The following is a 22,831-nucleotide window of genomic DNA, read 5'->3' on the forward strand; positions in this document are numbered from 1 at the left end:
GGAACACATGATGCGCGATACCAAGCAAGTGCCCGCCTTCGACCTGACCGTGACCCGTCCCGATATCCTGGGTGCCGAATTCCTGGGCGAAGGCACCAACTTCGCCCTGTTTTCCGACCATGCGACAAAGGTGGAACTGTGCCTGTTCGACGACAGCGGCGAACATGAGCTGCACCGCGTGGAACTGCCCGACATGGAGGGCGGCGTCTGGTTCGGCTATCTGCCCGGCATCGGGCCGGGGCAGGTCTATGGTTACCGGGTCCATGGTCCCTATGACCCTGAACAGGGCCACCGCTTCAATCCCAACAAGCTGCTTCTGGACCCCTATGCCCGCGAATTGCGCGGCCAGATCAAGTGGGACGATGCCCTGCACGGCTATCAGGTGGGCGAGGATGACCTGACCTTCGATACCCGCGACAGCGCGGCCTTCATGCCCAAGGCCGTGGTGGTCGATGCCAAGTTCGACTGGGACACCGACCGCGCCATCCGCACGCCCTGGCAAAGCACCATGATCTATGAAAGCCACGTCAAGGGTCTGACGCAACTGCATCCAGGCGTCCCCGAGGCCGACCGGGGGACATTCCGGGGCCTTGGCAGCGATGCGGTGATCGAACACCTGCACCGCATCGGGGCCACCGCGATCGAGCTTTTGCCGATCCATGCCTTTGCCAACGACCGTTTCCTGGTCGAACGCGGGCTGTCGAACTACTGGGGCTATTCGACGCTGTCCTTCTTCGCGCCCCATGCCCCCTATCTGAAATCCGGCCAGATCCGAGAGGTGAAGGAGGCGATCCGCAAGCTGCACAAGGCGGGGATCGAGGTGATCCTTGACGTGGTCTATAACCACACCGCCGAGGGCAACGAACTGGGCCAGACGATGTCCTTCCGGGGCATCGACAACGCGTCCTATTACCTGCTGTCCCCCGACAATCCGCGCCACGGCTTTGACACGACCGGCACCGGCAACACGCTGAACGTCGCCCATCCCATGGTCTTGCGGATGGTGATGGACAGCCTGCGGTACTGGGTCGAGGCGATGCATGTGGACGGCTTCCGCTTCGACCTTGCCTCGACCCTGGGGCGCGAAGCGCAGGGGTTTGAACGCGACGGGTCGTTCTTCAATGCCATTCGTCAGGATCCGATCCTGTCCAGCGCCAAGCTGATCGCGGAACCCTGGGACATCGGCGAAGGCGGCTATCAGGTCGGCGGCTATCGCTGGCCGTTCCGCGAATGGAACGACAAGTTCCGCGACGATACGCGCGCCTTCTGGCGGCGCGATCCGGGGCTGTTGCCCGCCATGGCCGAACGGCTGTCGGGTTCGCCCGTGCAGTTCAACCACAGCCATCGCCCGGCGACCTCCAGCGTGAATTTCGTGGCGGCCCATGACGGGTTTACCCTGTGGGACACGGTCAGCTTCAATGACAAGCACAACGATGCCAATGGCGAGGAGAATCGCGACGGGCACGATCACAACCTGTCCGACAACCTGGGGGCCGAAGGCGCGACCGACGATCCCGGCGTCATCGCCGCGCGTGTCCGCAGGGTCCGGGCGATGCTGGCGACCGTGATGCTGTCCCAGGGCGTGCCGATGATCCTGGCGGGCGACGACCTTGGCAATACGCAGGACGGCAACAACAACGCCTATTGCCAGGACAACGCGATCAGTTGGCTGGAATGGGACAAGGCGAGGGAAGACATCCTGACCGCCGTTCAGGCTCTTGCCGCGTTCCGCAAGGACGTGCCACTGTCGCAGTCGCGTTTCGGCGCATCACCCGAGGATGCGCAGGACCGCCAGCCCGCGTTCCTGTGGCTGCACCCGCGCGGCGGCACGATGGAGGAGGGAGACTGGCAGGATGCCGAGCTGCGCTGTCTTGGCCTGCATCAGGCGACCCCCGGCGGGCCGAACCTGCTGATCGTGATCAACGCGGGCGAGGACGCGGAATTCGCCCTGCCCGAGGGCGAATGGACATTGCGCATCGACACCTCGGCCGAGCAGGTCGAACAAGATCGTTCCGTCACCGGCACCCTGACGGTGCCATGGCAGACCGTGATGGCGCTTGTCGCCGCAGGAACGCCCCAAGCCCAAACCGAAGGAGAATGACATGGATCAGGACCATCAGGATCGCATCAGGCAACGCGCCCACGAGATCTGGGAAAGCGAAGGCCGCCCCGAGGGACGCGACGCCGATCATTGGTCGCGCGCCGAGAAAGAACTGCGCAACCAGACGGGCAACGACCAGCCCGACGGGGACTCTGCTGAACCGCAACTGGCCCAGACGGCGGCGCCGGCCAAGCCCAAGCGGGCCAGCCGCAAGTCCACCAAGGCCAAGGCAGAACCGACGCCCTACCTGAACGACGGGCCATAGTCTTGGCCCGCCTGCCCGGCCACCGTCGCCGGGCAGCCTAGTCCGCGCCTTCCAGGGCCTTTTCCAGTTCCGGCAGGAAGCGATTGGTATAGTCCTCGCGAACCAGCGGACCGGCAAAGCGGTAAAGGATCGTTCCCTGCCCGTCCACGATGAAGGTCTCCGGCGGGGCGGTCACGCCCCAGTCGATTGCGGTCCGCCCCTTTGGATCGGTTGCGATGGCCGCAAATGGATCGCCGTCTTCCGCCAGGAACTGCAACGCATTGGCATCCGTATCGCGCAGATCGACCCCATAGACGGGCATCCGCTTGGCAAGCTCGGTCAGCGTCGGATGTTCCGCCCGGCACGGCGGGCACCAGCTTGCCCAGAAGTTGACAAGCTTCACCCCGGGCTGGCGCAGCATCTGGTCCGTCAACTGGGTCTTGCCGGGCAGCGTGGTCTGCGGCACCGCCGGGGCTTCGCGCCCCACTATGGCCGAGGGCAGTTCGTTCGGCGCATCGCGGCCCATTCCCCACAGGAACATCCCCGCCAGGGCAGCAAAGGCCAGGGGCGGGATGGCGACAAGAGGTGAAATCCTAGCCACGGCGTTCCTGCCTTTCCAGATCGCGGCGGGCGCGGGCATTGGCGGCCAGCGTCTGCCAGATCAACCCGCCCAGCAGCGCAAGCGACAGGCCATAGGCGCCGATCACCGCGCCCGCGTATTTCCCAAGTTCGATCATGCGCGCATTTCCCGTGCTTGCAGGGCGGCCAGCCTGCGCCTGCGGATTTCCGTCCGGGTGCGGATCAGCAGCAGCGCCAGGAACAGAAGGCCGAAGCCCAGCATGGTCAGGTAAAGCGGATAACGGTACACCGCGCTCATCCTCTCGCCCGGCTGGACCGACAGGCTGGCGCCCTGGTGCAGGCCCTGGTTCCAGAAGAACACCGCATAGCGCGACAACAGCGCAAAGACCGATCCGACCAGGCACAACACGCCGGTCAGGTCGGCGGCGCTGTCCGGATCCTCGACCGCGGACCACAGGGCGATATAGCCGATATAGAACAGGAACAGGATCAGGAAGCTGGTCAGGCGCGGATCCCATTCCCACCAGGTGCCCCACATCGGCTGGCCCCAGACCGCGCCGGTGATCAGCCCGATCAGCGTCATCACCGCGCCGATGGGGGCGGCGGCCTTGGCGGCAAGCGCGCTGACATGATGGCGGCGGATCAGCCAGATCAGGCTTGCCACCAGCATCATCACCCAGATGTTGATCGCCATCATGGCGGCAGGGACGTGCAGGAAGACGATCTTGACGGTCGATCCCTGCCGGAAATCGTCGGGTGTCAGGAACCCCCAGACCAGCCCCGTGAGCGTGCAGACCGCCGCACCTGCCACGACCCATGGCAGGATCGCGCCGGATGTGCGCATGAACTTGACAGGGTTTGCATATTCCCAGATTGACATGGATATTCCCCTAGCGCCCACCGGCTTGCCGCTCAAGCCGGTTCACCGCAGATTGACCCGCAGCGCGGCGGCTGCGGCAAAAGGTATCACGGCCAGCACGCCCGCGGTGATGCCCGCCAGGAACAGCAGCGGCGGTCCCATGTCGCCCCCCTCCTGCCCGCGCCGGATCATCTCGGTCCCGAAGATCAGCGTAGGGATATAAAGCGGCAGGACCAGCAGCGACAAAAGCAGCCCCCCGCGCCGCAGCCCCACGGTGACGGCCGCGCCAAAGGCGCCCAGCATCGACAAGGCCGGCGTGCCCAGCAGCAGCGATCCCAGCAGCGCCGGGATGGCAGCGGGCGGCAGGTGCAGCAGGATGCCGAACAAGGGCGCCACCACGATCAGCGGCAGACCGGTGGTAATCCAATGCGCCATGGCCTTGACCGCCACCGCCCCCTCCAGCGGCAGGGGCGAGGTCGCCAGCAGATCCAGGCTGCCATCCTCGTGATCCAGCGCGAAGATGCGGTCCAGCGACAGAAGGCAGGCCAGCAGCGCGCCCAGCCACAGGATGCCGGCGGCAATCGGTTGCAGCGCGGCGGTGTCGGGGCCCACGCCAAAGGGGACAAGGGCGCAGAGGATCAGGAAGAAGGCCACGCCCAGGCCGAAGCCCCCGCCCGCCCGGACGGCCAATGCCAGGTCGCGGCGCAGAAGGGCGATCACGCGAAAGCCTCGTTGAAGCCTGCCGGTCGCGTGGCGGGCGCAGGTTTGGCCCGGAAGGGGGTCAGATCCAGCACCTGCGCATCCAAGCCCAGGTCGATATGCGTGGCGATCAGCGCGGCCCCGCCCTGGGCCAGATGCTCGCGCACCATGTCGGCAAAGCGCAGGACCGATGCGGCATCCAGCGATACAGTCGGCTCGTCCAGGATCCACAGCGGACGGCGGGAAACCACCAGTCGCGCCAGCCCAAGCCGGCGCTTCTGCCCAGCGGACAAGGCAGCGGCGGGACGGTCGGCCAAGGGGGTCAGGTCCATTGCCGACAGTGCCCGGTCGATATCCCCGCCGCCAAACACCTTTTCCCAGAAACCCAGGTTCTCGGATACCGTCAGCGCGCCTTTCAACCCGTCGGCATGGGCGGCATAGGCGACCGCATCCTCGGGCATCTCGATCCGGCCCGTCACTGCGGGCTGCAAGCCCGCGACCGTGCGCAGCAGCGTCGTCTTGCCGATGCCGTTCGGGCCGCGCAGGATCAGGGCCTGTCCGGCATCGATGGTGAAGGATACCCCCTCGACCGTCCGCAGACCGCCGCGCGCCACGGCAAGGTCATGGACGGCAAGCAGGCTCACAGCGGCAGAAGCGCGCAGGCGACACGCCGCCCCTCGGACAGCGTGACGTTATAGGTCCGCGCGGCCGTGGGCGAGGCCATGGATTCGACGGCCACGCCGCCATCGCGCAGGGCCGCGACCAGATCGGCGGGGGCATGGGCGGCATCTGCCCCCATGCCGATGAAAAGAACATCCACCTGCCCCGCCAGCGCCAGCAGGGGCGCCCGATCATCCAGGCCGTTCCAGGTCGTCGCGCCCGCAGCCGTCACCAGCACCGCGCCCTCGATGACGCGGCCACCGACGCGGAAAAAGCCCGGGCCATAGCCATCGACGGCCACCGCCCCGCCGAACTGGGTGGGGGTCAGCTTCATCAGGGACGTTCCGCGTTTTCAAAGGGGGACGCGGCCAGCTTCGGATCCTTCTTGGACCAGTCGCGCTTGACGCCCAGCCACAACACGATGTTCTTGGCGACATAGATCGTGGAATAGCAGCCGACGACCACCCCGAACAGCATGGCGATCACGAAGTCGCGGATCACGTCCCCGCCGAAGATCAGCATCGCCGTCAGTGCGATGCCCGTGGTGACCGCGGTCATCACCGTGCGCGACAGCGTTTCGTTGGTGGTCAGGTTCATCAGCTCGATCAGGGGCCGCGTCTTGTATTTCATCAGGTTTTCCCGCAGCCGGTCGAAGACCACGACCGTGTCGTTGCAGGAAAAGCCCAAGGTCGTCAGCAGGGCCGCGATGGTCGTCAGGTCGAATTTCAGCTGGAACAGCGAGAACAACCCGACCGTCAGCAGCACGTCGTGGATCAGCGACACCACGCAGCCGATCGAGAACTGCCATTCAAAACGCAGCCAGATATAGGCCATGATGCCCAGACACGCCGCGCCGACGGCATAGAAGGCGGTCTTGATCAACTCGCCCGAGACCTTCGGCCCGACCGATTCGACGGATGCGAAGGTGATCTGCGGATCGACCTCGTGCAGCGCGGCCTCGATCTGGTTCAACTGGTCGGCGGACACGGATCCGGTTTCGTCGGTGGTGCCGATGCGGATCATGGCAACGTGGCGATCCTGGCCGAAGCTGGGATCGAAAACCTCGGTGATGGCAAGGTCGCTGAAGCCCAGGTCGTTCAGCGCGTCGCGGTAGTCCCCCACCTCGAAGGCGGTGGGGCTTTCGGTGCGGATGGTGGTGCCGCCCTTGAAGTCGATGCCGAAGTTCAGCCCCATCGTGAAGATCAGGATGACGGACACGACCATCGCCGCCATGGACGCCCCGAAGGTGATCCACTGCCAGCGGAAGAAGTCGATATTGGTGTTGTCAGGGACAAGTTTCAGACGGAATGCCATATACGGTCCCCTTACAGGATCAGTTCTTTGGGCTTGCGCCATTCCAGCCACCAGATGATCATCAGGCGCGTCAGGAAGATGGCCGTGAAGACCGAGGTGACAAGCCCGATGGTCAGCGTCACGGCAAAGCCCTTGACCGGGCCGGAACCCAGGAAGAACATCACCGCCGCCGCGATGAAGGACGTGACGTTGGCGTCGATGATCGCGCTCATCGCCTCGTCGAAGCCGTCGCTGATGGCCTTGGCCACGCGCTTGCCCGCGCGCAACTCCTCGCGGATGCGTTCATAGATGATGACATTGGCATCCACCGCCGTGCCCACGGTCAGCACGATCCCGGCAATGCCCGGCAGGGTCAGCGTGGCGCCCATCATCGACATGATCGACAGGATCAGGATCACGTTCAGGATCACCGAGATCGAGGCGAAAGCCCCGAACAGGCCATAGCTGGCGATCATGTAGGCCACCACCGCCGCCGTGGCGATCACGGATGACAGGCGACCCGCATCGATGCTGTCCTGCCCCAGTTCCGGGCCGATTGTGCGTTCTTCCAGGAAGTCCAACTGCGCGGGCAGCGCGCCCGCGCGCAGCAGAACGGCAAGCTGGTTCGCCTCCTCGTAATCCATGGACCCGGAGATCTGGCCCGTCCCGCCGGGAATGGCGGACCGAATGACGGGGGCGGAAATCACCTGATCGTCCAGGACGATGGCGAAGGGCTGGCCGATATTGGCGGCGGTATAGGCGCCGAACTTGCGCGCGCCGGTCGGGTTGAAGCTGAAATCGACGGCGGGCTGGCCGTTCGGATCGGTCCCCGGCACGGCATTGGTCAGTTCCTCGCCGGTGACGACGGGGCTTTCTTCCAGCGTATAGTAGATGCCTTCCTGATCCGCCGCTGGCAGAACCACCTGGCCCACGCCGGGGCGCGCATCGGGATTGGTTCCGGTGCCGACGACAGAATTGAAGGTCAGCTTGGCGGTCGTGCCGATCAGCGCCTTCAGTTCCTCGGCCGAACCGATGCCCGGCACCTGGATCAGGATGCGGTCGGCGCCCTGCCGGACGATGGTCGGTTCGCGGGTTCCGACCTCATCGACGCGGCGGCGGATGATCTCGACGCTTTGCTGGACGGTGCGGTCGTCGGTCACGGCCTTTTCGGCATCCGACAGCTGGATGGTGATGGTGTTGCCCTGGACCTGGATCGCAAGGCTTTGCTGGCCCGCGCCGGTCAGGGTGGTCACGGGCGTGGAAAAGCCGCGCACAATTTCCGTGGCGCGGGCGATCTGGTCGGCGTTCTCGATCTCGATCTTCAGGGTGCCTTCGGGCGACGGCAGGCGGCGGATCGCCCCAAGCGTTGCGCGTTCGTCGGCAAGCGCGCGGCGCAGTTCGGGCCACAGCGCGTCCATCCGGGCCTTGTAGACCTCGGCCACGCGAACCTCGCCCAGCAGATGCGCACCGCCCCGCAGGTCAAGGCCAAGCGCCACGACCGACGAGGGCAGCCAGGACGGCCAGCCATCGCGGGCAGCGGCCAGTTCGGGCGTCTCGACACCCGTGCGCTCGATCTCGGCCACGGCGTCGTTATGGCTCTCGACCCGCTGGTAGAACAGGTTGGGCACGGCAAAGCCTATGCCCAGGACGCAAAGCCCGACGATCAGGATGCGTTTCCAACGGTCGATCTGAAGCATCTTGCCGAAGCCCTTGAATATTATTGTCTAGATAGCGTCAGGCGTTCGCGGCGACAGGCTCTGTCTTGTTCAGCACCTGGGACACGGTGCCGCGCACCACCCGGACCTTGACGCCCGACGCGATCTCGACCTCGAGTTCCTCGTCGCGGACGGACGCGACCTTGCCGATGATGCCGCCCTGGGTGACGACGTGATCGCCCTTCTTCAGCGCCGCGACCATTTCGCGGTGCTGCTTGACGCGCTTCTGCTGGGGGCGGATCATCAGGAAATACATGATTGCGAAGATCAGGATCAGGGGGATGAACTGCGCGAAGGCCGCGCCGGCTCCTGCATTGCCTGCGGCCTGGGCATAGGCGGGGGTGACGAACATGGCTATCCTTTCGGCTTGTCATGGCGGTGGACCCCGCCCGGATTGGCGCGCAACCTATCCCCGCATCCCCTGCTTGGCAAGGAAGGCCGATCCCCTGGCGGACCAAGGGCGGCAAACAGGATCGTGAGCGCGTCCTAGAGGACGACCGGCAGCATGGACAGCACCAGCAGCGCCGCCATCACCGCGTTGAAGACGCGCAGCCGGGCGGGGTGGGCCAGCAGTCCCCGCATGCCGTGCCCGGCGGCCGCCCAGGCCGCCACCACCGGCAGGTTCACCACGGCAAAGACCACTGCCACGACCAGCGGCCCCCCGACCCCCGCCGCATAGGCCGACAGCGCGCCAAGCGCCATCGCCCAGGCCTTGGGGTTGACCCACTGGAAAGCCGCCGCCGCCCAGAAGCCAAGCGGCCGGCCCGCCGCTTCGGCCTGGGACGGCGGCGCGGCGGTGGCGATCTTCCAGGCCAGCCACAGGACATAGGCCAAGCTGGCCCATTTCATCGCCTCGGCCACAGCCGGGTTGTCCCTAACGATCCGGTCCAGCCCCAACCCCAGGATCGCCACCATCGCCCCAAACCCCAGCGACACGCCCAGCATGTGCGGCACGGTCCGCCGCAGGCCGAAATTGGCGCCCGACGCCATCAGCATCATGTTGTTCGGCCCGGGCGTGGCCGAGGTGACAAGGGAAAAGCCCGTCAGGGCAAACAGGATCTCGGCCGTCATCGCTGGTCTCCGCAACAGGGCGCAACAATGTCCCATGACTGCCGCCATGATCTTGCAAAGATGATTGAAACGACATCAATACTGCAATTCATGAGCGCGGATGACCGGATCAACGACCGCATATTGCACGAACTGTCCCGCAACGGGCGGCTGGCCAATACCGAACTGGCGGCGCGGGTGGGGTTGTCGCCCTCGGCCTGCCTGCGCCGGGTGCAGGATCTGGAACGGCGCGGGATCATTGCGGGCTATCGCGCAGTGATCAGCCCCAGGGCGCGCAACATCGGCTTTGTCGCGTATGTCGCGGTGGGCCTGGCCCGCCATGCCAACGACGCGCAAAAGGCGTTCGAGCGGACCTGCCTGGCCGCCCCCGCCGTGCGGGAATGCCACAACATCACCGGAACGATGGAATACCTGCTGCGGGTCGAGGTGGCGGATCTGGCCGCCTACAAGCAGTTCCATGCCGATGTCCTGGGGGCCTTTCCCTGGATCGCCACGATCACCACCCATGTGGTGATGGACAGCCCCAAGGACGAACGCGCCTGACCCTCAGCGCGCCACGGGCTGCGCGCGCTCGACCAGCCGGGCAAGGAAGCTGGCCCCGATCGGCGATATCGCGTCGTTGAAATCATAGGCCGGGTGGTGGACGCTGGCGGTCTCTCCCTGGCCGATGAACAGATAGCAGCCGGGCCGCGCGTCCAGCATGTAGCTGAAATCCTCGGCCCCCATTTCCCGCCCCGCCTCGCCCGAGACGTTGTCTGGTCCGACGATTTCCTGGGCCACCTGCACGGCAAAGGCGGTCTGGTCGGGGTCGTTGACGGTGGCGGGATAGCCTTCGACGTAATCCAGCCGGATCGCCACGTCATAGGCGGCGGCCTGTCCGTCGCAGATCTGCGTCATCCGGCGGCGCACCATGTCGCGCACATGAGGGGCGAAGGTGCGCACGGTGCCGCAGACATAGGCGGTGTCGGGCACGATGTTGTCGGCGCTGCCGGTGTGGATCTGCGTGACCGACAGGGCCAGGTCTTCCAGCGCATAGTAGTTGCGGCTGGAGATCGTCTGGATGGCGTTGACCACCGCCACGGCGGCGACGATGGGATCGGCGGTCAGATGCGGCATCGCGCCATGCCCGCCGCGGCCCTGGACGTGGATTTCGAAGGTATCCACCGCCGCCATGATTGGTCCCGGCGTGGTGTTCATCATGCCGACCGGCAGGCCGGGGCTGTTGTGCATGGCAAAGACCCGCTCGATGGCAAAGCGGTCCATCATGCCGTCCTGCACCATCGCCTGGCCCCCTCCGCCGTTCTCCTCGGCCGGCTGGAAGATCAGCGCGACGCGGCCGGCGAAATTGCGCGTCTCGGCCAGATAGCGGGCGGCGCCCAGCAGCATGGTGGTATGCCCGTCATGGCCGCAGGCGTGCATCCGCCCGGGAACCGTCGACGCATGATCAAGGCCGGTTGCCTCCTCCATCGGCAGGGCGTCCATGTCGGCGCGCAGGCCGATCGTCGGTCCCGGTCCCTGCCCCTCGATGATCCCCACGATACCCGACTGGCCGATGCCGTCGTGAATTTCATCCACACCGAATTCGCGCAGGCGTTCGGCCACGAAGGCCGCGGTGCCATAGCACTCGAAGCCCAGTTCGGGATGCCGGTGCAGGTGCCGCCGCCATTGGATCATGTCGTCGGAGAAATCGGCGATGCGGTTCAGGACGGGCATGTGGACTAACGACCTTGGCTGTGGCAATGGCCCATCAGGACAGAAGCCGGGGGAAATCGCAATGACCAAGGCAGATCGCGACGCCGGGACCCAGATCGCCCGCCTGATCGACATCATGGCGCAGTTGCGCGACCCGAACACCGGCTGCCCCTGGGATATCGAGCAGGACTTCGCATCCATCGCCCCCTATACGATCGAGGAAGCCCACGAGGTCGCCGACGCCATCGAGCGGCAGGCCTGGGACGAGCTTCCGGGCGAGTTGGGCGATCTGCTGCTGCAGGTGGTGTTCCACGCGCAGATGGCGGATGAAAAGGGCATGTTCGATTTCGCCGACTGCGCGGCGGCGATTTCCGACAAGCTGGTCTTCCGCCATCCCCATGTCTTCGGGGACGAATCCCGCGACAAGTCGGCGGCCCAGCAGGTCAAGGATTGGGAGGCGATCAAGGCGGTCGAACGCGCGGGCAAGGCCGAGCGCGGCACCCTGGACGGCGTGGCGATGGGCCTGCCCGCGCTGACCCGCGCGGTCAAGCTGCAGAACCGCGCGGCCCGCGTGGGCTTCGACTGGCCCGGCGCCGCCGAGGTGCTGGACAAGATCGCCGAGGAAACCGCCGAACTGGTCGAGGCGCGCGACAGGCTTGGGCCGGACGCGCTCGAGGAGGAGTTCGGCGACCTGCTGTTCGTGATGGCGAACCTGGCACGCCACCTGGAGATCGACCCCGAGCAGGCGCTGCGCCGCGCCAATGCCAAGTTCACGCGCCGCTTCCGGGCCATCGAGGCCGCCCTTGCCGCCGAGGGCCGCCGCCCCGAGGACAGCGACCTGGCCGAAATGGACCGGCTTTGGGACGAGGCGAAGGCGGCCGAGAAGGCGGCGCAGTAAGGGGCTTTGCCCCTCGGCCCCTGGGGGGCCTCACCCCAGGATATTTGAGCACAGAAGATAAAGTGGTTACGCGGCCAGTTGCGTGACCTGCCGCAAGGCGGCGTCATAGACCTCGATCCCGCCCTTGGAGGCGCCTTCGGACAGGGTTCGTTTCCATCCGCGCGCGCCTGGCATCCCATGGAACAGGCCCAGCATGTGCCGGGTGATCTGGTGCAGACGCCCGCCCGCTGCCAAATGCGCGGCGATATGGGGGCGCATTGCCTGGGCGACCTGGTCCGGGCTGTCGAAGGGCGGCGTGTCGCCCCAAAGCCGGTCGGCCTGCCCGAGGATGTCCCAGGGCTGGTGATAGGCGGCGCGCCCGACCATCACCCCGTCCATCACGCGAAGATGGTCGCGGACCGAATCGCTGTCCGCGATTCCGCCGTTGATCGACAGGTGCAGGTCCGGGAAGTCCCGCTTCATGCGGTGGACCAGGGGATAGTCCAGCGGGGGGATGTCGCGGTTTTCCTTGGGGCTGAGACCTTGCAGCCAGGCCTTGCGGGCATGGATCATCACGCGGCGGATGCCCGCGCCGCGCATCTTTTCCAGGAAGGCGGGCAAGACATCCTCGGGCACCTGGTCATCCACGCCGATACGGCATTTCACCGTGACCTCGACCGGGCTGACGGCGATCATGCGCGACACGCATTCGGCCACGAGATCCGGCGTCTTCATCAGAACCGCCCCGAAACAGCCCGACTGCACGCGGTCGCTGGGACAGCCGACGTTCAGGTTGATCTCGTCATAGCCCCAGTCGGCGGCGATCCGGGTGGCGGATGCCAGTTCGGCGGGATCCGAGCCGCCCAGTTGCAGCGCCAAGGGATGTTCGGCGGCGTCGTAATCCAGCAACCGGTGACGGTCGCCGTGGATGATCGCTGGGGCAGTCACCATTTCGGTATAAAGCAGCGCGCGGTGCGACATCAGCCGATGGAAGACACGGCAATGGCGGTCGGTCCAGTCCATCATGGGCGCGACGGACAGGGTAGCAGCGTCTGTAACAGCGGTTTTCATCATCTGACGGACGCGGCGAGGAGAAGGAATGGTGGGTGATAACGGATTTGAACCGCTGACATCTTCGATGTGAACGAAGCGCTCTACCGCTGAGCTAATCACCCGTGGGCGCAGCATCTAGCAGGGGCGAAAGGGGACCGCAAGGGCGAATCGACCGCAGCTCAGTCGGCCGGATGGCGGGCGGGCTGGCGGATACTGGCAGGGCGGCGGCGCAGCCGCAGGGTGATGATCTCACCTCCGCGCTGATCGCGCTCCAGGTTGACCCTGGCCCGGCCAAGCGGGGGAACGGCCAGCGTCTCGCCGGCGGCAAGCGCCTTGCCAAGCTGGGCCAGGGTTGCCTCGATGATGGGCCGCGCCTCGGCCTTCTTGGCGCCGCTGGCGGCGACGACGCGGTCCACGAAATCCTTCTTCTGAAGAACATGCGCAGGCTGCGGATGGTGGGGAACCGTTCCCGATCCATCGCCGGAAGAAACACGCTTGACCATCACACACTCCAACAAACAGATGACGAGGCCAAGCGTGAAACTTGTTTGACCCAAGGTCAACAATATTTGTTAACCAATTTTGAGCAGGCATCCCCCCAAGCGGGGAGATGCCGCACAATCCTGCTCTCAGCGTCCGCCCTTGCGCGGCTTGTCCTTTCGCGGGGCCGCGAACTTGGCGCCCCGATCCTTGGGGCCTGCCGCCTTGTGCGCACCGGCCTTCGGGCCGCCGACCCGGGCTGCGGCCTTGGTGCTGCGTTCCTCGGCCGTCCAGCGTGGCTTGCTGCGGACCTTTGCGGAGGCAGGGGCGTCGCCTGGGCTCTCAACGCGCAGGTTTTTTTTCCCCTCTGCGTCAGGCTTGCGGCGCGCGGGACGAGCCTCGGTCTGCCGAGGGCCGCGATTCAGATCAGGCTCGCCGTCCAGCCGTCGCATGGTCAGGCCTGGCTCGAGTTCCATCGTCTTGCCGAATCTGTCAGCCTGAGCCACGGCGATCTGGACGAAACTTTCGTCTTCCCGAACCCGGATCGCGCCAATGGCATCGCGATTGATGCCGCCGCCGTCGCAAATCTTGGGCAGCAGCCAGCGTGCCTCGGCCCGGCCGGTATGGCCGACCGAGAGAGAGAACCAGACAGCCTCGCCAAAAGGCGGTCGTTCGCGCGGCGCCGCAGGGGCACGATCTTGCAGGACGGTCAGTTCCTCGGGCGCCGGGCGGCCTTCGCGCCACAGGCTGACAAACGCCTGGGCCAGCCGTTCCGCGCCGAACCGGTCCAGCAGCAGCCGCGCCATGTCGCCGTCATCTTCGGCATTCCGGTGCAAGGCGGGATGGTCAAGCATCCGGGTATCATCCTGTGCCCGAACCTCGTCGGCCGAGGGCGCCGGACTCCAAGTCGCCTCGACCTTGGCGCGCTTCAGCAGCATCTGCGCCTTGCGCAGGTCGGACGGCATGACGATCAGCGCGGACACGCCCTTGGCCCCTGCCCGTCCGGTCCGGCCCGACCGGTGCAGCAGCGTTTCCGAATTGGTGGGCAGGTCGGCATGGATCACCAGCTCCAGCCCCGGCAGGTCGATGCCGCGCGCGGCCACGTCGGTCGCCACGCAGACCTGCGCGCGTCCGTCCCGCAGGGCCTGCAGGGCATGGGTGCGTTCCTGCTGGCTGAGTTCGCCAGACAGGGCCACGGCCTTGAAGCCGCGATTGCCCATCCGGGCCAGCAGGTGGCTGACATTGGCCCGCGTCTTGCAGAAGATGATCGCGGTGCGGGCCTCGTGCAGGCGCAGGATGTTGAAGATCGCAGGCTCTCGGTCGCGTGCGGCGACGGTGAAGGCGCGGTATTCGATGTCGCCGTGCTGGCGCGATTCGCCTTGGGCCTGGATCCGCAGGGCGTCCTGCTGGAAGGTCGTCGCCAGATGTTCGATCGCGGGCGGCACCGTGGCCGAGAACATCAGCGTGCGCCGGTCTTCGGGCGCGGATTGCAGGATGAATTCCAGATCCTCGCGGAAACCCAGGTCCAGCATCTCGTCCGCTTCGTCCAGAACGGCGACGCGCAGGGCTGACAGGTCCAGCGACCCGCGTTCGATATGGTCGCGCAATCGGCCCGGGGTGCCCACGACGATATGGGCACCGCGTTCCAGGGCGCGGCGTTCGGTGCGGTAATCCATGCCGCCGACGCAGGTTGCGATGCGGGCACCAGCCTGGGCATAAAGCCAGCCCAGTTCGGCCGCCACCTGCAGGGCCAGTTCGCGCGTTGGTGCAATGGCCAGGCCCATGGGGGCCACGGCATCGGGCAGGCTGTCGCCGTCCAGCAGCTGCGGCGCGATGGCCAGGCCAAAGGCCACGGTCTTGCCCGATCCGGTCTGCGCCGAAACCAGCATGTCCCGGCCCTGCGCATCGCTTTCCAGAACCGCCTGCTGAACCGAAGTGAGGCTGGCATAGCCCTTGGCCGCCAGGGCCGCTGCCAGTGGCGCGGCTATCGTCTTGTCTGTCATGTCTTCGCCAGAATGGGGGGTGCGGACACCCGTGAAGGCACCGCGATCCTTGCGACAGACATCTCCCGTGGTCCGCCGCCCCGGAAATCCGAAGCCGAAGGGGCGTCCATAGGGGATCAGACAGGGGAAGTCAAAGGAATAAGGGCGTCAGCCCATGCCAAGCGCCTGCTTGTACATCTCCAGGATGGCCTCTTCCTCGGCGATGTCGTCGCGGTCGCGCTTGCGCAGGGCGACGATCTTCTTCATCACCTTGGTGTCATAGCCGCGCGCCTTGGCCTCGGCCATCACCTCTTTCTGGCGTTCGGCGATGTCCTTTTTCTCGGCTTCCAGCTGCTCGAACTGCTCGATGAACTGGCGCAGTTCGTCCGCCGCGACGCTGTAAGCCTGATCGTCCATCATTCCGATTCCTTCCGTTTGATCCTGCCCGTTCTTGGCCGCACCTGTTAGGCGGTCTTGCCGCGCGGCGCAATCGCCGCTAGGGCGCGGGCACGGATATCGGCGGGGGTGTGCGATGACGGTTTTCGACGGGCTGATCTGGGGCGGGGCGGTACTGACGCTGGCTGGGGTCGCGGCGCTGATCTGGTGCGTGCTGACGGTGGCCCGCGCCCGCCGGGCGGGCCTGGACGATGCAGCCTTGCGCCAGAGGATGCGGCCGGTGATCGCGATGAACATGGGTGCGCTGGCGCTGTCGATGATCGGGCTGCTGCTGGTCATCACCGGGATCATGCTGGGCTGATGCGCGCCCTGGTGCAACGCGTGTCTGACGCCTCGGTCGAGGTGGACGGCGCCGTCATTGGAGAAACCGGGCCGGGCCTGCTGGTGCTGGTCTGCGCCATGGGGGGCGATGATGAAAGCGCCGCCGACAGGCTGGCGCTGCGCGTGGCCAAGCTGCGCATCTTCCGCGACGATCAGGGGCGGATGAACCGGTCGCTGCTGGACGTGGGCGGCGGCACTTTGGTGATCAGCCAGTTCACCCTGGCCGCCGATACCCGCACCGGCAACCGCCCCGGCTTTTCATCCGCCGCCGCGCCCGATGACGGGCGGCGGCTTTACGAACATTTTGCGGCTAGCCTTGCCGCGCAGGGGATCCCGGTCCAGACCGGCAGCTTCGGCGCGGACATGAAGGTCCGGCTGACGAACGACGGGCCGGTGACGATCTGGCTGGATACGGCGGACCGCGCCTAGAGGATGAAATCCGTCGCGGCCACGCGTGTCGCGTCATCCACCCAGATCTCGAAATCGGCGGTCTTGTTGCCGTTCAGATCGCCCCGCACGATCACGCCGCCGGCGGCCTTGGCATACCAGACCGCATGGGCGGCGGCGGTCGTGCCGGCAAAGGCAAAGGCCTGGTTTCCGGCCCGCGCGACATTTGCGTCGATCAGCGACAGGTCGATGTCGTCCTGACCGGGCCGGAATTGATGGATCTGATCGCGTTGTGAGCCAACTGCCGTGTCCATGCTGGCGCGGAAAACGAACACATCGCGCATGCTGTCCAGACCCGCGAACATCATGTCGCGGCCAAGCCCGCCTTCCATAAGGTCCACGCCGCTGCCACCCTCCAGCACGTCGTGGCCCACCGCTCCGATCAGGCGGTCATTGCCCCCCTCGCCCACCAGGCGGTCGTTGCCAAGCCCGCCGTTCAGCATGTCGTTGCCGGTCCCGCCAAACAGCCGGTCGTGGCCACCGTTCCCCCACATCTGGTCATCGCCGCCCCATCCCTCGAAGCGGTCGTCATGGGCGCTGAGGTTGATCGTGTCCGCACCCGCCATGATCGAGGACAGCAGCGTCCGGTCATCGGCATTTCCGTAGGTCAGGCCCACCTTGTAAAGGCTGACCGCGGAGACCGAGAAATCCTGCGCCCACCAGAGGTCGTCGCCGTCATAGACGCTTTCCAGCAGACCTGTAACCGTGCCCCCTGCGACAGTGCCCCGGCTGTCGAACCGGAAGCCATGCCCGCCCAATGCAAGGATCAGGTCGTCATAGCCGTCATAGCCGTTGATCGCATAGACATCCTGGTACGTCCTGCCGTTATACCATTCGTACTGGTTGTCCAGAAAGACATGGTCGTAGAAATGGCGGTCATAGAAATTCAGGTCGATCGAAAGGCTGTCGATGCCGTAATTGGCCCAGATCCTTGCCATTTGGTATCCTGCAAAACTGTCACTGGTTGGCAAACACGTCGGAATTGGCCACGAATGTGCCATCGGAGAGTCAACTCCGCCAGAGGAAGTCTTAAACAAGATTAACGCGACCGCCGCCCCAATCTGCATCGGAGGTGTCCCACCTCAATGTTCTTGACTTGCACGTCAAAAGGCCCCATGTGGGTCCAGCCGATGCCTGCTGCCGCGTGAGCAGCCGCGTTTTCGCCCAAGGCCCGGCATCCATTCCAGTTTCCCATTCACGCGGGGAGGCTTGCGGGCATCCTCGTATCGCGCCTGCATCCCTGCTGATTGCCGCGCATCCGCCGCGGCCACTGCCTTGCGTCCGATACGGGGGACGCGGCATGAAAGTTTTTGATGGAACAGACCAATACCCGCCGCCCGTCCCGCGGCCAGAAGCCCCGGCCCCGCAACCTGCCCAACTTCGATGCGAACGAAGGCCGCCGGGCACCCGCACGCGACCCGCTGCCCACCGGCCCCTTTGCCGACATGGGCATCGACCACCGCATCAACGCCAATGTGGCGGCGATGGGGCTGACCAAGCCCACGCCAATCCAGGACGAGGCCATTCCGGCGGTCGTCAAGGGCCGCGACGTGCTGGGCCTGGCGCAGACCGGCACGGGCAAGACGGCGGCCTTCGGCCTGCCGATGCTGACCCGGCTGATCAAATACGGCAAGAAGCCCGACCCGCGCACCTGCCGCGCGCTGATCCTGGCGCCGACCCGCGAACTGGCGACCCAGATCGCCACCAATATCGACGCCTATGCCGAAGGCACGCCGATCCGCAGCTTCCGTGTCGTGGGCGGCGCCTCGATCAACGTGCAGACGGAACGCCTATCGCGCGGCGTCGATGTGCTGATCGCCACGCCGGGCCGCCTGATGGACCTGATCGAGCGCCGCGCCATCAGCCTTGAGGCCACCACCTATCTGGTGCTGGACGAGGCCGACCAGATGCTGGACATCGGCTTCATCCACGCGCTGCGCAAGATCGCGCGGATGCTGCCCAAGGAACGCCAGACGCTGCTGTTTTCCGCCACCATGCCCAAGCTGATGGAGGAACTGGCCGACACTTACCTGACCGATCCGGTCCGCGTCGCCGTGAACCCTCCGGGGCAGGCGGCCAAGAAGATCGAGCAGGGCGTGCATTTCGTGACCCAGGGCGACAAGGCGACGCTGCTGGCGGAATACCTGTCCAAGCATCCCGGCGAACTGGCGATGGTATTCGGCCGCACCAAGCACGGATCCGAGAAGCTGGCCAAGCTGTTGGAGAAGTGGGGCTTCGCGGTCGCCGCGATCCACGGCAACAAGAGCCAAGGCCAGCGGGAACGCGCGCTCGACGCCTTCCGCAAGGGGCAGACCCAGGTGCTGGTGGCGACCGACGTGGCCGCCCGTGGCCTGGATATTCCCGAGGTCGCGCATGTCTATAACTATGACCTGCCGAACGTGCCGGAAAACTATGTCCACCGGATCGGGCGCACCGCGCGGGCGGGCCGCGACGGTCGCGCCGTGGCCTTTTGCGCCCCGGCCGAGGTCGGCGAGCTGCGCGCCATCGAAAAGGCCATGAAGGCCGCGATCCCGGTCATCGGCGGCGAACCCCCGGTGGGACCGGTACCGTCGGCCCGTCCCCAGAGCGGCGGCGGACGCGGCAAGCCGATGGGCGCGGGCGGGAACAAGCGGCCGGCACGCCGCCCCTCTCGCGCGCCGAAAAGCCGGCAGGCGTAACGCCGGGGGCGATATCGCCCTTTGGATATTTGGATGAAGAAGAAGCCGCCGGGGATCGCCTCTGCGGCTTTCTTGTGGCCTTGATGCCCCTTGGCCGCGGGGCTATCTGGCGGCATGGCCAAGCTTTATTTCCACTACTCGACCATGAACGCGGGCAAGAGCACGCTGCTGTTGCAGGCGTCCTACAATTACCGCGAACGCGGGATGCAGACGCTGCTGCTGACGGCCGCGCTTGACCGGCGGGCGGGACAGGGACGCATCGCCAGCCGCATCGGCATCGGCGACGACGCGCTGACCTTCGACGATGCGACCGACATGTTCGCCCTGATCCGGGACCAGGGCGCCGATTGCGCATGCGTCTTCGTGGACGAGGCGCAGTTCCTGTCCCCGGCCCAGGTCTGGCAACTGGCCCGGGTAGCCGACGACCTGCGCATCCCGGTGATGTGCTATGGCCTTCGTGTCGATTTCCGGGGCGAGCTGTTCCCCGGATCGGCCGCGCTGCTGGCCCTGGCCGACGACCTGCGCGAGGTCCGCACGATCTGCCATTGCGGCAAGAAGGCCACGATGGTCATCCGCCGGGACCACGAGGGCCGCGCCATCACCGAAGGCGCGCAGGTGCAGGTCGGCGGGAACGAGACCTATGTCTCGCTGTGCCGCAGGCACTGGCGCGAGGCGACCGGGAACTGACCATCAATTCCATCTGAGGATGTGTTGCCCGCGTTGCGGGATGCATGGCCTTGTTGTAACCATCGGCCCCAAACAGGCAAAGGATCTTCCATGCGCGCGTTCCTGCTGCGGCTTATCGCCATTTTCTGTCTGGCTGCCCCGGCGCAGGCCTTCGAGACGACGGCAACCTCGGCCTGGGTCTATGACGTCAACACCAGCACGGTGCTGATGTCGAAGAACGCCGACGTGCCGATCCCACCCGCGTCGATGTCCAAGCTGATGACGCTCTACATGGTCTTCGAGGCGCTGGAGAACGGCCGCCTTGAGCTGGATGATACGCTGCCCGTATCCACCAGGGCCTGGCAGATGGGCGGGTCCAAAATGTTCGTGGAACCCCGCGACACGCCGACCGTGGAACAGCTGATCAAGGGCGTGATCGTCCTGTCCGGGAACGACGCCTGCGTGGTTCTGGCCGAGGGGCTGGCCGGGACCGAGGAAGCCTTTGCCCGCCAGATGACCGAACGCGCGAAGACGCTGGGGCTGAAGCATTCGGTCTTCAAGAACTCGACCGGCTGGCCCGCCGAGGGTCACGTGATGTCGGCCGAGGATCTGGGGATGCTGGCCATGCACATCATCAACGACTTTCCGCAGTATTACGACGACTTCGCCTTGACCGAGTTCCGGTACATGGACCGGGTGCCGTCGAACCGCTTCAACCGCAACCCGATCCTCAAGCTGGACATCGGCGCCGACGGCCTGAAGACCGGGCACACGCAGGAAGCGGGCTATGGCCTGGTCGGATCCGCCGTGCAGGACGGGCGGCGGGTGATCTTTGTCATCAGCGGCCTGCAAAGCGAGACCGCCCGGGCCGAGGAATCCGAGCGGATCGTCAACTGGGCCTTCCGCCAGTTCAGCATGGAAACGCTGGTGCCTGCGGGCGATACCGTGCTCGAGGCGCCGGTCTGGCTGGGCACCAAGGGGCGCGTCGGGCTGACCACGAAGGACGGTGTCAACGTGCTGGTTCCTGCCGGGTCCCGGGACCAGGTGAAGGTCGAGGCGGTCTATGAATCGCCCATTCCCGCCCCCATCGCCAAGGGTGACCAGATCGGTCGCCTGGTCGTCTCGGTCCCCGGCACCCAGGATGCGGTGACCCCCCTGCTGGCCGCCGAGGATATCCCCGAGGCCGGTTTCGCGGGTCGGATGAAGGGCGCCGTGATGCGGCTGGGCCACAAGGCCGTCGAGGCCGCCGGCCTTTGATGTTCATCAGCTTCGAGGGGATCGACGGCTGTGGCAAGTCCACGCAGGCCCGCCTGCTGGCCGAGGCCTTGCGGGCCGAGGGGCGCGGCGTCGTCCTGACCCGCGAGCCGGGCGGCAGTCCGGGGGCCGAGGAGATCCGGCGCCTGCTGGTCGAAGGCGCGGGCGAACGCTGGTCGGCGGAAACCGAATGCCTGCTGTTCACCGCCGCCCGCCGCGATCACCTGGAACGCACCATCCGCCCGGCCCTGGCCGCAGGGCAGACCGTCATCACCGACCGCTTTGCCGACTCGACGCGCGTCTATCAGGGCGCCACACGGGGCGAGCTGCGTTCCTTTGTGGACCGGATGCATGACCTGGCGATCGGCGTGGAACCGGACCTGACCTTCGTCATCGACCTCGATCCCGAAACTGCGCTTGGCCGGGGCAAGGCACGGGGCGGGGCCGAGGATCGCTTTGAAAGCCTGGGCTTGGATTTCCAGCAGCGCCTTGCGCAGGGCTTCCGCGCGCTTGCCAAGGAATTTCCCACCCGCGTCCGCCTGATCGACGGCAGCGGCAGCGCCGATGACGTCGCCGCCCGCATCCGGGCCGCGTTGTGAAGACCGATCCCGACGACATTCCCGAACCCGACCGCGTTCCCGGCGCGCCCCATCCGCGCCACACCGACCGCGTGATCGGCCAGGACAATGCCGTCGCCCAGTTCATGGAGGCGGCGGCAGGCGGGCGCCTGCATCATGCCTGGCTGCTGACCGGCCCGCGCGGCGTGGGCAAGGCGACGCTGGCCTGGGCCATCGCCCGCTGGGTGCTGTCGGGCGCGGTCGGCCCCTTCGGCGCGACCGACACGCCCGAGGCGCGGCGCATCGCGGCGCTTTCGGAACCGCGCCTGCACCTGGTCCGCCGCCCCTGGGACGACAAGGCGGGGCGGCTGTCCGCGCAGATCACCGTAGACGAAATCCGGCGGCTCCTGTCCTTCTTCCACCTCTCGGCTGCCGAGGGTGGGCGCCGTATCGCCATCATCGACGCCGCCGACGACATGAACGTCGCTGCCGCCAACGCGCTCCTGAAGGTGCTGGAGGAACCGCCCGCCGATGCGCTGATCCTGATGATCGCCCACCAGCCCGCGGGCCTTCTGCCCACGATCCGGTCACGCTGCCGCACGCTGCGCCTGTCGCCGCTGACGCCTGCGCAGATGGCCAATGTCCTGGCCCATCTCGGCATCGACGAGGATGCCGAGGCCTTGGCCGCGCTGTCCGACGGGTCTGTGGGCGAGGCGCTGCGGCTGGCGGGCCAGGGTGGCCTCGACCGCTACCAGCAGCTTGTGGACCTGATGGCCACCCTGCCCCGGCTTAATCGCCCGCAGGCCACTGCTTTTGCTGACGAGGCCGCAGGCCGCGCCGGGGTCGATGGCGATCCGTTCGACCTGACCATGACCGTGCTGGACCGCTTCCTGGCCCGCACCGCCCGCGCGGGGCTGATGGGTCCGCCCCTGCCCCAGGCCGCGCGCGGCGAAGGCGCACTGCTGGCCCGCCTGTCGCCCGACGACGCGGCCGCGCGCGCCTGGGCCGATGCGCAGGCCCGGCTGTCGGCGCGCGCCCGGACGGGGCGGTCGGTCAACCTTGACCCTGCCGCCCTGGTGATGGATATGCTGCTCGAACTGGCGCATCTGCCGCCCGCGCGATCCGCCCTGCCAGCCAAAGGTTGATC

Annotated in this window: 27 protein-coding genes and 1 tRNA gene; 11 read left to right on the plus strand and 17 right to left on the minus strand. The window is 66.4% G+C overall.

Going from position 1 to position 22,831, the window contains the following annotated elements:
- The first annotated feature begins 7 nt into the window (after positions 1–7).
- Together glgX and RAH32_RS02650 are read left to right on the plus strand one after the other, a co-directional pair.
- Positions 8–2,101, plus strand: a complete 2,094-nt coding sequence (glgX, locus tag RAH32_RS02645) for a glycogen debranching protein GlgX (protein ID WP_306604845.1) — start codon at positions 8–10, stop codon at positions 2,099–2,101.
- Between the two features lies 1 nt (position 2,102).
- Entirely contained in the window at positions 2,103–2,366 is a 264-nt protein-coding gene (locus RAH32_RS02650) for a DUF2934 domain-containing protein (protein WP_306604847.1), read from the plus strand.
- Between the two features lie 37 nt (positions 2,367–2,403).
- On the opposite strand, the gene RAH32_RS02655 is transcribed toward RAH32_RS02650, so the two are convergent.
- From RAH32_RS02655 to RAH32_RS02700, 10 genes are all read right to left on the minus strand, one after another.
- A complete protein-coding gene (locus tag RAH32_RS02655; RefSeq protein ID WP_306604848.1) occupies positions 2,404–2,946 on the minus strand; it encodes a DsbE family thiol:disulfide interchange protein in 543 nt (180 codons plus the stop codon).
- Positions 2,939–3,082 carry a heme exporter protein CcmD gene (gene ccmD / locus RAH32_RS02660; RefSeq protein WP_306604849.1) on the minus strand — a complete coding sequence of 48 codons (144 nt, stop codon included), beginning with the start codon at positions 3,080–3,082 and terminating at the stop codon, positions 2,939–2,941. The genes RAH32_RS02655 and ccmD overlap by 8 nt, the downstream gene beginning before the upstream one ends.
- Positions 3,079–3,804 (minus strand): heme ABC transporter permease CcmC, encoded by a 726-nt coding sequence (ccmC, locus tag RAH32_RS02665; protein ID WP_306604850.1) that lies wholly within the window; start codon positions 3,802–3,804, stop codon positions 3,079–3,081. The genes ccmD and ccmC overlap by 4 nt, the downstream gene beginning before the upstream one ends.
- 42 nt (positions 3,805–3,846) lie before the next feature.
- On the minus strand, positions 3,847–4,503 hold the full coding sequence (gene ccmB / locus RAH32_RS02670; protein WP_306604851.1) for a heme exporter protein CcmB: 657 nt from the start codon (positions 4,501–4,503) through the stop codon (positions 3,847–3,849).
- Positions 4,500–5,126 carry a heme ABC exporter ATP-binding protein CcmA gene (ccmA, locus tag RAH32_RS02675; protein ID WP_306604852.1) on the minus strand — a complete coding sequence of 209 codons (627 nt, stop codon included), beginning with the start codon at positions 5,124–5,126 and terminating at the stop codon, positions 4,500–4,502. Before ccmA ends, ccmB begins: the two co-directional genes overlap by 4 nt.
- Positions 5,123–5,476: an Mth938-like domain-containing protein gene (locus RAH32_RS02680; RefSeq protein WP_306604853.1), complete on the minus strand. Its 354-nt coding sequence runs from the start codon at positions 5,474–5,476 to the stop codon at positions 5,123–5,125. The genes ccmA and RAH32_RS02680 overlap by 4 nt, the downstream gene beginning before the upstream one ends.
- The gene (gene secF, locus RAH32_RS02685) at positions 5,476–6,456 is read right to left on the minus strand and encodes a protein translocase subunit SecF (protein WP_306604855.1); all 981 of its coding nucleotides are present in this window, start codon (positions 6,454–6,456) and stop codon (positions 5,476–5,478) included. Before secF ends, RAH32_RS02680 begins: the two co-directional genes overlap by 1 nt.
- An 11-nt stretch (positions 6,457–6,467) precedes the next feature.
- Positions 6,468–8,132 carry a protein translocase subunit SecD gene (gene secD, locus RAH32_RS02690; RefSeq protein ID WP_306604857.1) on the minus strand — a complete coding sequence of 555 codons (1,665 nt, stop codon included), beginning with the start codon at positions 8,130–8,132 and terminating at the stop codon, positions 6,468–6,470.
- A gap of 37 nt (positions 8,133–8,169) precedes the next feature.
- Entirely contained in the window at positions 8,170–8,502 is a 333-nt protein-coding gene (yajC, locus tag RAH32_RS02695; protein ID WP_306604859.1) for a preprotein translocase subunit YajC, read from the minus strand.
- Positions 8,503–8,636: 134 nt separating this feature from the next.
- Positions 8,637–9,221 carry a LysE family translocator gene (locus RAH32_RS02700; RefSeq protein WP_306604860.1) on the minus strand — a complete coding sequence of 195 codons (585 nt, stop codon included), beginning with the start codon at positions 9,219–9,221 and terminating at the stop codon, positions 8,637–8,639.
- A gap of 90 nt (positions 9,222–9,311) precedes the next feature.
- Between RAH32_RS02700 and RAH32_RS02705 the strand changes: the two genes are divergently transcribed.
- Positions 9,312–9,764, plus strand: a complete 453-nt coding sequence (locus RAH32_RS02705) for an Lrp/AsnC family transcriptional regulator (RefSeq protein ID WP_306604861.1) — start codon at positions 9,312–9,314, stop codon at positions 9,762–9,764.
- 3 nt (positions 9,765–9,767) lie between these two features.
- On the opposite strand, the gene RAH32_RS02710 is transcribed toward RAH32_RS02705, so the two are convergent.
- The gene (locus RAH32_RS02710; RefSeq protein WP_306604862.1) at positions 9,768–10,934 is read right to left on the minus strand and encodes a M20 aminoacylase family protein; all 1,167 of its coding nucleotides are present in this window, start codon (positions 10,932–10,934) and stop codon (positions 9,768–9,770) included.
- A gap of 61 nt (positions 10,935–10,995) precedes the next feature.
- Here RAH32_RS02710 and mazG point away from each other — a divergent pair, with 61 nt between their 5' ends.
- The gene (gene mazG / locus RAH32_RS02715; protein ID WP_306604863.1) at positions 10,996–11,811 is read left to right on the plus strand and encodes a nucleoside triphosphate pyrophosphohydrolase; all 816 of its coding nucleotides are present in this window, start codon (positions 10,996–10,998) and stop codon (positions 11,809–11,811) included.
- Between the two features lie 66 nt (positions 11,812–11,877).
- Here the strand turns inward: mazG and dusA are convergent, their stop codons facing one another.
- The 5 genes from dusA to RAH32_RS02740 form a co-directional block, all read right to left on the minus strand.
- Positions 11,878–12,864: a tRNA dihydrouridine(20/20a) synthase DusA gene (gene dusA / locus RAH32_RS02720; RefSeq protein ID WP_306604864.1), complete on the minus strand. Its 987-nt coding sequence runs from the start codon at positions 12,862–12,864 to the stop codon at positions 11,878–11,880.
- A gap of 26 nt (positions 12,865–12,890) precedes the next feature.
- Positions 12,891–12,965: transfer RNA gene (locus RAH32_RS02725), tRNA-Val, on the minus strand.
- A 57-nt stretch (positions 12,966–13,022) separates the two neighbouring features.
- Positions 13,023–13,346: an HU family DNA-binding protein gene (locus RAH32_RS02730; protein ID WP_306604865.1), complete on the minus strand. Its 324-nt coding sequence runs from the start codon at positions 13,344–13,346 to the stop codon at positions 13,023–13,025.
- Between the two features lie 126 nt (positions 13,347–13,472).
- Positions 13,473–15,326, minus strand: coding sequence for a DEAD/DEAH box helicase (locus RAH32_RS02735; protein ID WP_306604866.1), 1,854 nt, complete (start codon positions 15,324–15,326; stop codon positions 13,473–13,475).
- Between the two features lie 147 nt (positions 15,327–15,473).
- Complete coding sequence (locus RAH32_RS02740; RefSeq protein WP_103172693.1) at positions 15,474–15,725, minus strand: DUF2312 domain-containing protein; 252 nt, start codon at positions 15,723–15,725, stop codon at positions 15,474–15,476.
- Positions 15,726–15,837: 112 nt separating this feature from the next.
- Here RAH32_RS02740 and RAH32_RS02745 point away from each other — a divergent pair, with 112 nt between their 5' ends.
- Together RAH32_RS02745 and dtd are read left to right on the plus strand one after the other, a co-directional pair.
- Positions 15,838–16,062, plus strand: a complete 225-nt coding sequence (locus RAH32_RS02745) for a hypothetical protein (RefSeq protein WP_306604867.1) — start codon at positions 15,838–15,840, stop codon at positions 16,060–16,062.
- The gene (dtd, locus tag RAH32_RS02750) at positions 16,062–16,511 is read left to right on the plus strand and encodes a D-aminoacyl-tRNA deacylase (protein ID WP_306604868.1); all 450 of its coding nucleotides are present in this window, start codon (positions 16,062–16,064) and stop codon (positions 16,509–16,511) included. The genes RAH32_RS02745 and dtd overlap by 1 nt, the downstream gene beginning before the upstream one ends.
- Here dtd and RAH32_RS02755 read toward each other — a convergent pair.
- A complete protein-coding gene (locus RAH32_RS02755) occupies positions 16,508–17,467 on the minus strand; it encodes a calcium-binding protein (RefSeq protein ID WP_306604869.1) in 960 nt (319 codons plus the stop codon). The two genes, dtd and RAH32_RS02755, sit on opposite strands and share 4 nt — an antisense overlap.
- A 507-nt stretch (positions 17,468–17,974) precedes the next feature.
- Here RAH32_RS02755 and RAH32_RS02760 point away from each other — a divergent pair.
- The 5 genes from RAH32_RS02760 to RAH32_RS02780 all read left to right on the plus strand — a co-directional run bounded on the left by RAH32_RS02760 (position 17,975) and on the right by RAH32_RS02780 (position 22,829).
- Positions 17,975–19,207, plus strand: a complete 1,233-nt coding sequence (locus RAH32_RS02760) for a DEAD/DEAH box helicase (protein WP_306605206.1) — start codon at positions 17,975–17,977, stop codon at positions 19,205–19,207.
- Between the two features lie 114 nt (positions 19,208–19,321).
- Positions 19,322–19,894, plus strand: coding sequence for a thymidine kinase (locus RAH32_RS02765; protein ID WP_306604870.1), 573 nt, complete (start codon positions 19,322–19,324; stop codon positions 19,892–19,894).
- Positions 19,895–19,984: 90 nt separating this feature from the next.
- Positions 19,985–21,130 (plus strand): D-alanyl-D-alanine carboxypeptidase family protein, encoded by a 1,146-nt coding sequence (locus RAH32_RS02770; protein ID WP_306604871.1) that lies wholly within the window; start codon positions 19,985–19,987, stop codon positions 21,128–21,130.
- Positions 21,130–21,726 carry a dTMP kinase gene (gene tmk, locus RAH32_RS02775; protein ID WP_306604873.1) on the plus strand — a complete coding sequence of 199 codons (597 nt, stop codon included), beginning with the start codon at positions 21,130–21,132 and terminating at the stop codon, positions 21,724–21,726. Before RAH32_RS02770 ends, tmk begins: the two co-directional genes overlap by 1 nt.
- The gene (locus tag RAH32_RS02780; RefSeq protein ID WP_306604874.1) at positions 21,723–22,829 is read left to right on the plus strand and encodes a DNA polymerase III subunit delta'; all 1,107 of its coding nucleotides are present in this window, start codon (positions 21,723–21,725) and stop codon (positions 22,827–22,829) included. The genes tmk and RAH32_RS02780 overlap by 4 nt, the downstream gene beginning before the upstream one ends.
- Positions 22,830–22,831 lie beyond the last annotated feature (2 nt).

This window comes from Paracoccus yibinensis, assembly GCF_030846195.1.
In the GTDB taxonomy this organism is placed as follows: Bacteria; Pseudomonadota; Alphaproteobacteria; order Rhodobacterales; family Rhodobacteraceae; genus Paracoccus; species Paracoccus yibinensis.

Excerpts from the sequence above, each read along its gene's own strand:
- glgX (WP_306604845.1), top strand. The coding sequence starts at position 8 with ATGATGCGCGATACCAAGCAAGTGCCCGCCTTCGACCTGACCGTGACC.
- RAH32_RS02650 (WP_306604847.1), top strand. The coding sequence starts at position 2,103 with ATGGATCAGGACCATCAGGATCGCATCAGGCAACGCGCCCACGAGATC.
- ccmD (WP_306604849.1), bottom strand. The coding sequence starts at position 3,082 with ATGATCGAACTTGGGAAATACGCGGGCGCGGTGATCGGCGCCTATGGC.
- ccmC (WP_306604850.1), bottom strand. The coding sequence starts at position 3,804 with ATGTCAATCTGGGAATATGCAAACCCTGTCAAGTTCATGCGCACATCC.
- RAH32_RS02680 (WP_306604853.1), bottom strand. The coding sequence starts at position 5,476 with ATGAAGCTGACCCCCACCCAGTTCGGCGGGGCGGTGGCCGTCGATGGC.
- secF (WP_306604855.1), bottom strand. The coding sequence starts at position 6,456 with ATGGCATTCCGTCTGAAACTTGTCCCTGACAACACCAATATCGACTTC.
- secD (WP_306604857.1), bottom strand. The coding sequence starts at position 8,132 with ATGCTTCAGATCGACCGTTGGAAACGCATCCTGATCGTCGGGCTTTGC.
- yajC (WP_306604859.1), bottom strand. The coding sequence starts at position 8,502 with ATGTTCGTCACCCCCGCCTATGCCCAGGCCGCAGGCAATGCAGGAGCC.
- RAH32_RS02700 (WP_306604860.1), bottom strand. The coding sequence starts at position 9,221 with ATGACGGCCGAGATCCTGTTTGCCCTGACGGGCTTTTCCCTTGTCACC.
- RAH32_RS02705 (WP_306604861.1), top strand. The coding sequence starts at position 9,312 with ATGAGCGCGGATGACCGGATCAACGACCGCATATTGCACGAACTGTCC.
- RAH32_RS02710 (WP_306604862.1), bottom strand. The coding sequence starts at position 10,934 with ATGCCCGTCCTGAACCGCATCGCCGATTTCTCCGACGACATGATCCAA.
- mazG (WP_306604863.1), top strand. The coding sequence starts at position 10,996 with ATGACCAAGGCAGATCGCGACGCCGGGACCCAGATCGCCCGCCTGATC.
- dusA (WP_306604864.1), bottom strand. The coding sequence starts at position 12,864 with ATGATGAAAACCGCTGTTACAGACGCTGCTACCCTGTCCGTCGCGCCC.
- RAH32_RS02730 (WP_306604865.1), bottom strand. The coding sequence starts at position 13,346 with ATGGTCAAGCGTGTTTCTTCCGGCGATGGATCGGGAACGGTTCCCCAC.
- RAH32_RS02735 (WP_306604866.1), bottom strand. The coding sequence starts at position 15,326 with ATGACAGACAAGACGATAGCCGCGCCACTGGCAGCGGCCCTGGCGGCC.
- RAH32_RS02740 (WP_103172693.1), bottom strand. The coding sequence starts at position 15,725 with ATGATGGACGATCAGGCTTACAGCGTCGCGGCGGACGAACTGCGCCAG.
- RAH32_RS02745 (WP_306604867.1), top strand. The coding sequence starts at position 15,838 with ATGACGGTTTTCGACGGGCTGATCTGGGGCGGGGCGGTACTGACGCTG.
- dtd (WP_306604868.1), top strand. The coding sequence starts at position 16,062 with ATGCGCGCCCTGGTGCAACGCGTGTCTGACGCCTCGGTCGAGGTGGAC.
- RAH32_RS02755 (WP_306604869.1), bottom strand. The coding sequence starts at position 17,467 with ATGGCAAGGATCTGGGCCAATTACGGCATCGACAGCCTTTCGATCGAC.
- RAH32_RS02760 (WP_306605206.1), top strand. The coding sequence starts at position 17,975 with ATGGGCATCGACCACCGCATCAACGCCAATGTGGCGGCGATGGGGCTG.
- RAH32_RS02765 (WP_306604870.1), top strand. The coding sequence starts at position 19,322 with ATGGCCAAGCTTTATTTCCACTACTCGACCATGAACGCGGGCAAGAGC.
- RAH32_RS02770 (WP_306604871.1), top strand. The coding sequence starts at position 19,985 with ATGCGCGCGTTCCTGCTGCGGCTTATCGCCATTTTCTGTCTGGCTGCC.
- tmk (WP_306604873.1), top strand. The coding sequence starts at position 21,130 with ATGTTCATCAGCTTCGAGGGGATCGACGGCTGTGGCAAGTCCACGCAG.